Annotated in this window: 7 protein-coding genes; all 7 read right to left on the bottom strand. The window is 44.6% G+C overall.

Going from position 1 to position 10776, the window contains the following annotated elements; genetic code table 11:
- Positions 1-1342: 1342 nt before the first annotated feature.
- A complete protein-coding gene (locus HMPREF9420_RS08140; protein WP_007135109.1) occupies positions 1343-1540 on the bottom strand; it encodes a hypothetical protein in 198 nt (65 codons plus the stop codon).
- Between the two features lie 423 nt (positions 1541-1963).
- On the bottom strand, positions 1964-3421 hold the full coding sequence (locus HMPREF9420_RS08135; RefSeq protein ID WP_007135108.1) for an oligosaccharide flippase family protein: 1458 nt from the start codon (positions 3419-3421) through the stop codon (positions 1964-1966).
- Positions 3422-3425: 4 nt separating this feature from the next.
- Complete coding sequence (gene porZ / locus HMPREF9420_RS08130; RefSeq protein ID WP_007135107.1) at positions 3426-5513, bottom strand: type IX secretion system anionic LPS delivery protein PorZ; 2088 nt, start codon at positions 5511-5513, stop codon at positions 3426-3428.
- 25 nt (positions 5514-5538) lie between these two features.
- Positions 5539-6159, bottom strand: coding sequence for a non-canonical purine NTP diphosphatase (locus HMPREF9420_RS08125; RefSeq protein ID WP_007135106.1), 621 nt, complete (start codon positions 6157-6159; stop codon positions 5539-5541).
- Positions 6156-7112 (bottom strand): YitT family protein, encoded by a 957-nt coding sequence (locus tag HMPREF9420_RS08120; RefSeq protein ID WP_007135105.1) that lies wholly within the window; start codon positions 7110-7112, stop codon positions 6156-6158. The genes HMPREF9420_RS08125 and HMPREF9420_RS08120 overlap by 4 nt, the downstream gene beginning before the upstream one ends.
- Positions 7113-10019, bottom strand: a complete 2907-nt coding sequence (leuS, locus tag HMPREF9420_RS08115; protein WP_007135104.1) for a leucine--tRNA ligase — start codon at positions 10017-10019, stop codon at positions 7113-7115. It lies immediately after the preceding gene.
- A gap of 531 nt (positions 10020-10550) precedes the next feature.
- Positions 10551-10775 carry a hypothetical protein gene (locus HMPREF9420_RS14420; RefSeq protein ID WP_248628095.1) on the bottom strand — a complete coding sequence of 75 codons (225 nt, stop codon included), beginning with the start codon at positions 10773-10775 and terminating at the stop codon, positions 10551-10553.
- Position 10776 lies beyond the last annotated feature (1 nt).

The raw sequence follows: 10776 nt of genomic DNA, 5'->3' as shown, positions 1-10776 counted from the left end.
CGCAACTCGGTACGAGTTGTTCTTTTGATAGCCCGAGGTTGGCGAGGAACGAGCCTACCCCGGGTCAACGTTCGCAAGGAGATTCAACGCCGTAGGTGTTGAGCTTTTTCTATAAAGGCACGCTAACAATGAAACCTTTCATGGCGGATTAATAAGAAAAAGCGCAACACCTACGGCGTTGTTCTCTTCAAACCATACATTAACCCAGGGTAGCCTGCACTATCGTTTGGCAACCCTGGGCTATCAAAAGCGCAACACCTACGGCGTTGAAACGTTCAATCCGTAATACAATTGACGCCAACATGTGAATAGAAAAATGGCAAAATATGCAAACATTTCAATGGATATATCCACCATAATGAAAGCTCTCACAACGTGACGCCGTAGGTATTATATCAATCTTCTAATGAACGTATTTGCCATTATGAATGTTTTCGCAATGCAATTGCGTTGGTATTGTGATATTTTCTCGATAAAGGTGCTCTAAATTATAAATGCCCTCATGGCGCAACTCGGTACGAGTTGTTCTTTTGATAGCCCGGGGTTGGCGAGGAACGAGCCTACCCCGGGTAAACGTTCGCAAGGAGATTCAACGCCATAGGTGTTGAGCTTTTTCTATGAAGGCATGGTTATAATGATACCTTTTATGGCGGATTGCGCTTAGAAAGCGCAACACCTACGGCGTTGAAACACACATTTTATAACATGATTAATGGCAATTTACACATAGATTAATGGCAATTTACTCCGAAAAAACACAACATAAATGGCGTTGTTCCACGTAGAAAACGTACAACACCTACGGCGTTGACCTCCACACTACACGCATAACCCAGGGTAGGCTGACGCCAACCCTGGGCTATCAAAGGTACAACGCCTACAGCGTTGAACTACAAATGCACTATATACTATTTGACTTTACATGATAAATAGCGTCATTTCATGCGATAATTTGCGTCAAATGGTCGTGTGTTTTGCCATGTTTTACACGATAAAATGACGCAAATCGTTTTACGCTTTATTATCAACCACGTCACCACCCCCAATTAACCCCAAAATAACTCCCTCCATTTTCATGACTAACCACTCCCCTCTCTCTTCGGAGAGGGGCTGGGGGTGAGGCTTTGTTTCCCTTTCTCCATTCCATAAAGTGGCTGGGGGTGAGGCTACAAATCGCTGGAATCTCGGCTTTATCTCCCTCCCCTCATCCACTAACCCCACAAAGAAGTTGCCCCACAGCCACTTGTTTTGAGCCGTGAGATAACGTGTTTCACGCTGAGAAGCGGGGTTATTTGCGAGCTAATGACGAAGAAGACGGGGCGTGAGAAGAGGGAAACGAGGGTTAAAGTCCATCCGAATCATTGTCTTCTTCCATAAAAGGATTGAACATAGCTGACCGTGGTGTGACCCCACCTGAACCCGAAGAACTGCCTCCCGAGGTAAATTGTCCCGCGCTAGCAGAGCCTCCACTCCCTGCTAATAGCATGGAATCAAATTCTAACTGAAGTGTTTTTGTGAATGGTTTTGAATAACTTTTCATGTTGAGTAAATTTATTTATTGTTGCTTTGTCTGTCGTTTTGTATTGCACTCTCTATGATACCCTCCTCTTTTTACAGGCACTTTGCCGCCTTGTTTTGAGGTGGTTGTAAGTTGAGTGGTTACATTTTATTGTTTCAAACACACCTCCTTCCACGGAGGTTTATAACTTGTTGAGTTGTCTTAAAAGTTGAAGGGCATTGCACATGTGCCTTAGTTTGCAATCATCGAGATTGCAATGTCACAAAGACTTGTTTGCATACAAGTGCTATAATGCCTTTATTGCAAAGGTATAAAATAACAAATGAGGTTGCACTTTCGCCCTGCTGAATTAAACGTTAATTAACAATCATTTCACTTTATCATACGATAATCTATACAATCTCATCAATTATCGTCGTTTATTTGACTGATAAAACAAAATAATTACAGCCGTTTCTTTCGATGTTTCATTTGCCGAAGGATAAAAGTTCGGGGCAAACTGAGACATAACAACAGCAGCGTTGCGGTCCAATAGACCCAATCTTCGGTCGTGAGAACAGCCGTAAGCGTCAATAAAGCGAGACCAAAATGGAAGCCAAATCCATGAATCACGCGGCGCGAAGGGCGGTAATCATAAATAAAATAGGTGAAGATGGTGACGAAAATCAATTCCAACAGCGAGGCAACGGCAAGCGCATAACCCGTTGCAGTGAGTCCGCCGAGCCAATAACCCACAATGACCGACACGACAAACAGCAAGGCGGCGACTGCCTCTTGAATCAAATAATAGCGTGAATTGCCACGAGCGAGGGCGATATATTCAAGAGGAAGCGTCATGGCTCGCATGTACATGGCAAGTATACTGCCTCGCATCATGTTGACAACTGGCAGAAATTCGTCGCTGAAAAGCAAGGGAAGCAGCCATGGCAACAAGGTAGTCATGGCAATAAGCAACGGAGATATTGCCATCAAACACATCTCTATTTGTCGGTTTACGACACAATTGAGCGTGCTTTTTGAATCTGTTAAGCCCGAAAGACGTGGGAAATAGTCGGTTTCCATGGCATGAAACACCATGCCACCATAGGTCATTGTGACCATGAATCCCGCGTTATAAAGGCCTACAATGTGTAGATTTCCGGCATGAGAAAGGTAACTTCTGACGATAAAGTCGGCTGCACTGGCCAATATTCCCGATGCAACGAAGGCCAAACCTAAGCGTATCATGCCCGTGCCTTCTTGCATTTCATGCCATGAAAGCCGCAGATTGATGGGATAACGGCGCAGAGAAAACATCATGAGGATAGTCCATTGGAGGAGTGCCGCCACAACAATGGCAGGCACAATCGCGGCATCTCGCCACACATAGAACATCGGAACAGACGTCAACAAAGCACCCAACACACCATAAACAGACTGTAAAGCCAAGGCGCGTAGTTGGCGAGTAGCTTTCAAAATGGCTGATTCGCCAGCCGCAAGTGCTATAAAAGCAATGGTGGGTGCAAGGAAAACGAACTGCAAAGTGTGGTTACCCACAGCGAAAGTAAACCGATTAAGCAATGGACTTAGCACCATACAGAGCAACATTCCGACAAGCGCTGTGAGCAAAGTCCACATGCGAATGATGCGTATTTTGTGGCATAACAGCTTATAATCACCCTGTTCATAGGCCGCCGAAAGCTCGCGAACTGCACTCATTGGAAGTCCCATTGAGGTGGCATCTGACAGCAACTTGACCGTAGAATTATAGAGTGTGATGAGTCCCATGCCTGTAGTGCCGAGCAAAACTGCCACAATCTTGTTGCGAACAAGACTCATTAAGATGTTCAATCCCTGTACACTGCCAAAGAGACCCATGGCTTTTAGGATGTGAATATAGCTGTTGTTACTGGCTCTTGGCATGTATTTATCTTACAATAGCCACTTTACAAACAACCCCTTTTCGCCCATCTTGGGTCGCCACTTCAATCATATAAACACCTGAAGCCACGCGTTTTCCGTGACGATCACAGCCATCCCAGGTGAAAAGTCCACCGTTGCTGCGTCCTTCTTGCACAAGAGTTCCGTTTGAAGTCGTTATCTTTACATCGGCATTAAAGGCAAGTCCCGTGATGTTTATAGGTCCGTTATAATCTGGTTTGACTGGGTTGGGATAAGCATAAACCTCGTTTTGCGTCATCTCCTCTTGGGGTTTAGTCGCATTACTCTTATAAGAACAAAGCCCATTTGCCGTTCCAAAGAACACCTCTCCAGTGGTTTCGTTGATTGCAATGCTTTCAATGGTGTTGGAAAGTAGCGGACTATTCTCTGCCGTGAAGTGCTGAAGTTCTTCAATGTTGTTGCTACTGACAAGATAAACTCCATTATCATTCGTTGCAAACCATTTGCGATTAGCCCCATCAATGACGATACCCGTGATGTCAACTCCATTCAACAAGTAGTCAGCATAACCGCTTCCGTCGTCACGTGGCACTTTAATTTGCTGGAAAACTGGGCTTTCTTGGTTCATCTTTGCAGGCTGAAGCATCAACGGACCGACGTTTGTTCCAATCCAAATATTGCCTTCTTTGTCCTCAACGGCACACCGAACATTCCATAAATCCTTAATCGTTTCGCCGTCTTCATTTACAAACGACGTGATGGTTTTAAGCTGGTTGTTGGCCGTTTGATATTGAATGAGCGATGGTTGCTGCCAGTTGTCATTGACAAACCAAATTGTTTTGCGGCTATCAAAGAACAAATTGCGCATGTTTCCCAAGCTTCTTGTATTGAGTTTCATGAGTTGTGGCTGTTTGAAAGCCTTGAATTCATGGTCTTGATAGGCTATAATCGACTGAGAAGATGCCTGACTATTCAAGATCCACAGCCGTGATTCGGTGTCATAACCCAAGCCTTGTATGAGCACATAGTTAGGGTTTCCATCAGCCAAAGCCGATTCAAGTATGCTGTTGTTTGGGCCATAATGTTTAATGAAATGCTGGTCTTTATACTCATAAAGTCCTGTTCTTCCGCCTGCAAAAAGATGGGTTTCATCTTTCGGATCAACTGCAAGTACGCTAAGATCTACGTATGCTACGCCTGTCTTTGCAGCGATTCCATCAGACGCATAGATGCTCCACGCTGTGCCATCCCACACTTGGATGCCGGCGGGTCGCTCAAGATCAGTCGTCACATTGTATCCCCCCACGCACGAATAGAGCTTATCTTTGTAGAAGGTTAGATAGCCAAAGTGATTTGATTTCGGTCCACCGGGATGAGCATTTGCCACTTTTGCCCACAAAGCGGAAGTGTCTTCAGGAGACTTTTCCACATAGTTTCCCACACGATGCCATTGATTTCGGTCGGCAAGATTGGCCGTTAGTGGTGCCGAATAGATGCCCGCTGCCTTACTTGCTGCATAGAGTTGACCGTCACGCACATAACAATAATCGACCGAAAAGCCCAATTTATAAGTGTCACTGACCTCAGCTTCAGCTGCATTTAGTTTCACAATGCCAAACGCTGTGGCCATAAACACATAGCGGTTGTAGGCATAAAGGCTGTTAATGGTTTTGTTATCAGTCGTCGAAGTGTTATAGTAGGCGCTGACATTTGTCACTTGTCCGGCGTCGTTTATCAAGTCGATGTTTTGATTTTCATAGGCCACCACCAAGCGATGTGCCGCCTTGTTGTAGGCAATGTGTGTGATATTGCAGTCGCTAAGACCATTAACCTTATCAAAGGTGCGCACACTTTGGTCTTTCGTGTCATAGGAATAAAGACTGTTACTGGCACGAACATAGAACAAAGTTGCATTGGCTTGCACTATCTCTTGTGGCGAATCATAAGATAAATAGGTGCGCCATGTGAAAGAAGAAAGGAGGAAAAAGCAACACAAGCCTATGATTCCGCTCCTTGTTCCTCGCCAAAGCAGGGGAAGAGAAGCATAGGTTTGAAGCTTGAGGAATACTTTATTAGCGTAGTATCTGATAGTTTTTATCATCATGATCATCATTAAGCAGCCATGCGTTTGTGGCATATCACTCCCCTATTTTAGAGGAAGTGTCGGCAGAAAGCCCTTTCTTCAAAGCCTCAACAGCCCTTGCGCGGTGACTGATGCCATTCTTAATGTCTTCTCCAAGCACTGCAAAGCTCTCGTCATAGCCCTCGGGAATGAAGACAGGATCATAGCCAAAACCAGCTGAACCGCTTCGTTCGGTGGCGATTTTCCCATTGACTTTGCCTTCAAAGAAAGTCTCGTTGTAGCCATTGGGTTTGGAGTCGTCTCGCCGAATGAGTGAGATTACCGTGCGAAAGCAGGCATTTCGGTCGGTAATTCCAGTCATTTTACGCAGTAATTTGGCTGTGTTTGCTTCGCTGTTATGGTCAGTTCCTTCGGCATAGCGTGCGCTATATACGCCAGGTTCGCCATGCAAGGCCTCAACTTCTAAGCCAGTATCGTCGGCAAAGCAGTCGAGTCCGTAATGCTCAAAAACGTATTTCGCTTTCAAATGTGCATTCTCTTCGAGTGTGTTTCCAGTCTCGGGAATGTCTACATGGCATCCAATCTCGTCCAAAGAAACAACATCATAGGCGCTGCCAAGAATCTCTTTAACCTCTGAAAGCTTATGTTTGTTGTTGGTTGCAAATACAATTTTCATCCTTTTACCTGCTTTTTCTTGTTGCCTTCTAACTTCTTTTTGACGCTAACTTTCATCTCATCAAAGCCTTCTCCGTATACACCTACGACGCTACTCTGGCTTACAAAGGCGTTGGGGTCAATGAGTTTGATGAGTCGGAAGATGTCCATGCTCTCACGTTTCTTGGCGAGTATACAAAGCACTTTAATCTCTTTACCCGTATACCAACCATGACCGTCGAGGATAGTCACGCCATGTCCTGTCTCCATTCCTATGGCGTTGGCAATCTCTTGGTATTTCTTTGAGAAGATCATAAACTGTGCACTCTCCCTGCGTGCATTCATAATATAGTCTAAAGAGAAGTTTTCGAGCGTCATAACACATAGTCCAAACATCACCTTATGAGCTCTTTCGAAGTATGATCCGAATTGAGGGAAGAACATACAGCTACCAATGATGCAGAAATCTACGGCAATTAACACCGTGCCGAGCGACACATTGTGATACTTATTGATAGAGGCCGCGATGATATCTGTACCTCCTGTTGAGCCATTGTGCAGGAAGACGGTCGATAAAGCCACACCCGTGATGACGCAACCAATAATCATTGACATGAAGTCTTGCCCCTCTCCAAGGAGTTTTATGGGCAGACCATTGGGCTGTTTGGGTATGATATGCTGCGCCAAAATCAACATAAAGTAGAGTAAGAAGATAGCATAGATGGTCTTAAACAAGAACTTAAAGCCCAAGATCTTCAAGGCAACGACGAGCAAGGCAAGGTTAACGATGATGTAAGTGTTTTGTACATGGAAGCCCGTTGCATAGTCGATGATGGCTGCAAGACCTGTAACTCCGCCAGCAACTATCTGATAAGGCATCAAGAACACAGTGAAAGACACCGTGTAAAGCATAATACCGAGGGTGATGAAAAGGTAATCTTTCACCTCATCCCATACCTTTAAATTCTCTAACATTTATTTAATGACAATATTAACGATTTTCTTTGGCACGATAATTACTTTCACAATCTGTTTCCCATCAATGTATTTCAGACTGCGTTCATCGGCTCTTACCTCACTCTCTATCGTGGCATTGTCGGCATCAGCGGCAAAAGTCTTTTGATAACGAGCCTTTCCATTGAAGCTGATTGTAAGCTGAATCTCACTCTCTACGAGGTATTTCTCGTCGTAGTTAGGCCAAGATGCGTCGCAAACGGAGCCCTCATTGCCTAATACATGCCATAGTTCTTCGGCAACATGAGGAGCAAACGGCGCCAACACTACAATCATTTTCTGAAGTAATTCAACGTTATGGCACTGCTGTTGTCCCATCTCATTGACGGCTATCATGAATGCCGATACGGCAGTGTTATAGCTGAATTTCTCAATGTCTTCAGTCACTTTCTTGATAAGTTTGTGTACAGTCTTGAGACTTTCCTTTGTGGGTTGCGCATCATCTACAACGAGTTTATCTTCTGTTGCACGTCCCCAGAAGAGACTCCAGAACTTCTTTAAGAACCTATGACAGCCGTCAATACCATTCGTATCCCATGGTTTGCTGGCCTCAACCGGACCTAAGAACATCTCATATAGACGCAAAGTGTCGGCTCCATAGTCTTTAATGATGTCGTCAGGATTAACAACATTGTACATGCTTTTAGACATTTTCTCGACTGCCCAGCCACAAATATACTTGTCATCTTCAAGGATGAACTCTGCATTATTATATTCAGGACGCCATTGTTTGAATGCTTCAACGTCAAGAATATCATTCTTTACGAGGTTCACCCATACGTGAATAGGAGTTGTTTTGTATTGATCTTTAAGCCCTTTTGATACAAACAACGGCGCCTTTGAATGGTCTTCGCTGACAACTCGATAGACAAAGTTAGACCGTCCCTGTATCATTCCTTGGTTAATCAACTTCTTATACGGCTCCTCTTGACAGCTTACACCGCAATCATAGAGGAACTTGTTCCAGAAACGACTATAGATTAAGTGACCCGTTGCATGCTCAGTACCCCCTACATAAAGGTCAACACTCTTCCAATATTCGTCAGCTTCCTTGCCCACAAGTGCGTGATCGTTGTGTGGATCCATATAACGTAGGTAGTAAGCAGAGCTTCCTGCGAAGCCAGGCATAGTGTTAAGTTCGAGTGGAAAGACTGATTTGTCGTCAACAAGTGACTTATCTACGACTTGCTTCTGACGCTCATCCCAAGCCCATTTCTTTGCTCTTCCCAAAGGAGGTTCGCCATTTTCCGTCGGCTTATATTGGTCGATATCGGGCAATTCAAGTGGTAAGCACTCCTCAGGCAGCATATAAGGCATTCCGTTTTTATAGTAAACAGGGAATGGTTCGCCCCAATAGCGCTGACGAGAGAATATGGCATCGCGCAAACGATAATTCACTTTAACGCGTCCAAGCTGGTGTTTCGTCACGAAATCCTTAGTTGCTGCGATGGCCTCTTTAACGGTTTTACCATTGAGATTGAAACCATCGAGGGTCTGAACTCCCTCACGTGGCGAGTTCATTACAATGCCTTCTTTGGCATCAAAGCTTTCTTCTGTGACGTCAGCTCCCTCAATCAGTGGGATAATGGGTAAGTTAAAATGCTTTGCAAAGGCATAGTCTCGGCTGTCATGTGCCGGTACTGCCATGATCGCTCCAGTGCCATAACCTGACAAAACGTATTCAGATATCCACACAGGTATCTTATCTCCCGTGAAAGGATTAATGGCATAACTTCCACTAAAGACGCCCGTCACCTTGCGATCACTCATGCGTTCGAGTTCGGTTCGCTTCTTCACGTAAGACAAATAGTCATCAACGGCGGCACGTTGTGCGTTGGTTGTCAGCTTATCTACTAACTCACTTTCAGGTGCCAAGACCATAAACGTAACGCCAAAGATAGTATCTGCGCGTGTCGTAAATATCGTAAAGCTACCCTCTTCGGCTGTTTCCTTGGAACCTTCTGCGTTATTTGAAGACGCATCCGAACCGAGACAATACTTAAATTCCATTTCCGTTCCTTCCGAACGACCTATCCAATTGCGCTGAGTTTCTTTGATAGAATCGGTCCAATTGATGTGTTCTAAGCCGTCAAGTAGCCGTTGTGCATACGCCGAAGTACGCAAACACCACTGTTGCATCTTCTTTTGTACAACAGGATATCCACCGCGTTCGCTCACACCATTAACCACTTCATCGTTTGCAAGCACTGTACCTAAGCCGGGACACCAGTTTACTACCGTCTCACCCAGATAGGCAATGCGATAGTTCATCAGTGTTTTCTGCTGCTCAACCTCACTCATCGACTTCCACGTTTCAGCCGAGAAGTGAAGCGATTCGCTTTGAGCAACATTGAGATTCTCCGTTCCTTCGGTCTCAAAATGCTTGATAAGGTCAGCGATTGGATAGGCTTTCTGCGTGTCGTTGCAGAAGAAACTATTAAACATCTTTATGAAAGCCCATTGTGTCCAATGGTAGTATTTCGGGTCACAAGTGCGTACTTCGCGATCCCAATCAAACGAAAAACCAATCTTATCCAGTTGTTCGCGGTAGTGATCGATATTGGTTTCGGTCGTGATTGCTGGGTGTTGACCAGTCTGAATGGCATATTGTTCAGCGGGAAGTCCATAGGCATCATAGCCCATTGGATTGAGAACATTGAATCCTTGCAGGCGTTTGAAACGCGCATAGATGTCACTTGCGATGTAGCCTAAAGGGTGACCAACGTGCAATCCGGCCCCAGAAGGATAGGGAAACATATTGAGTACATAGAACTTTTGTTTCGACTTGTCCTCCGTAACCTTATAGGTCTTGTTCTCTGCCCAGGCCTTTTGCCATCTTTTCTCAATTTCACTGAAATTATATTCCATTGCTATCTTGTTTTATTTATATTCTTTTTGTCGCGTGTTTTCGTCTTCATTCAGACATATTTTCACGTGTACAAAGGTAAGGTTTTTAATTTATAATTCATTCATTCGCCTTGTATAATTCGATGATTGCTTGCGTGTTTTTTCTAAAAATCAGTGACATGGTGGTGAGAACGAAAGCAAAACAGAAGATTTTTTATTGGGGATAACTACATGATTTCCCACATTTTACCGCATGAAACGAGGGGAATGGTATTATGAAATACACGTTTCAACGCCGTAGGTGTTACGCTCTTGATGATTAATTCGCTATATTTTCTGTCGCAACATAATGTAATTCATGTTATGGATTGAACGTATCAACGCCGTAGGTGTTACGCTTTTGATAGCCCAGGGTTGCCAAACGATAGTGCAGGCTACCCTGGGTTAGCGTAGGTTGTGTGGGAAACAACGCCGTAGGTGTTGTGCTTTTTCGGATTAATCCGTCATAAAACGTTTTATTGTAAGCGTGCCTTCATAGAAAAAGCTCAACACCTACGGCGTTGAATCTCCTTGCGAACGTTCACCCGGGGTAGGCTCGTTCCTCGCCAACCCCGGGCTATCAAAAGAACAACTCGTACCGAGTTGCACCATGAGAGCATTTATTTTGCGAAATTCATCCATTGGGATAATAGCGCAATACCAACGCTGTTGCGATATGAAACAATTGTGGGCGTGGCGTGGTTGATAATAAAAGGGGAAATGATGTAAGGCAGACAAA

Source organism: Segatella salivae DSM 15606 (genome assembly GCF_000185845.1).
GTDB lineage: Bacteria > Bacteroidota > Bacteroidia > Bacteroidales > Bacteroidaceae > Prevotella > Prevotella salivae.
This window is presented reverse-complemented; position numbering and strand designations above follow the sequence as displayed.

What these genes read in the sequence shown, in the direction of transcription:
- leuS (WP_007135104.1), bottom strand. Translation starts at nt 10,019, where the DNA reads ATGGAATATAATTTCAGTGAAATTGAGAAAAGATGGCAAAAGGCCTGG.
- porZ (WP_007135107.1), bottom strand. Translation starts at nt 5,513, where the DNA reads ATGATGATCATGATGATAAAAACTATCAGATACTACGCTAATAAAGTA.
- HMPREF9420_RS08125 (WP_007135106.1), bottom strand. Translation starts at nt 6,159, where the DNA reads ATGAAAATTGTATTTGCAACCAACAACAAACATAAGCTTTCAGAGGTT.
- HMPREF9420_RS08120 (WP_007135105.1), bottom strand. Translation starts at nt 7,112, where the DNA reads ATGTTAGAGAATTTAAAGGTATGGGATGAGGTGAAAGATTACCTTTTC.
- HMPREF9420_RS08140 (WP_007135109.1), bottom strand. Translation starts at nt 1,540, where the DNA reads ATGAAAAGTTATTCAAAACCATTCACAAAAACACTTCAGTTAGAATTT.
- HMPREF9420_RS08135 (WP_007135108.1), bottom strand. Translation starts at nt 3,421, where the DNA reads ATGCCAAGAGCCAGTAACAACAGCTATATTCACATCCTAAAAGCCATG.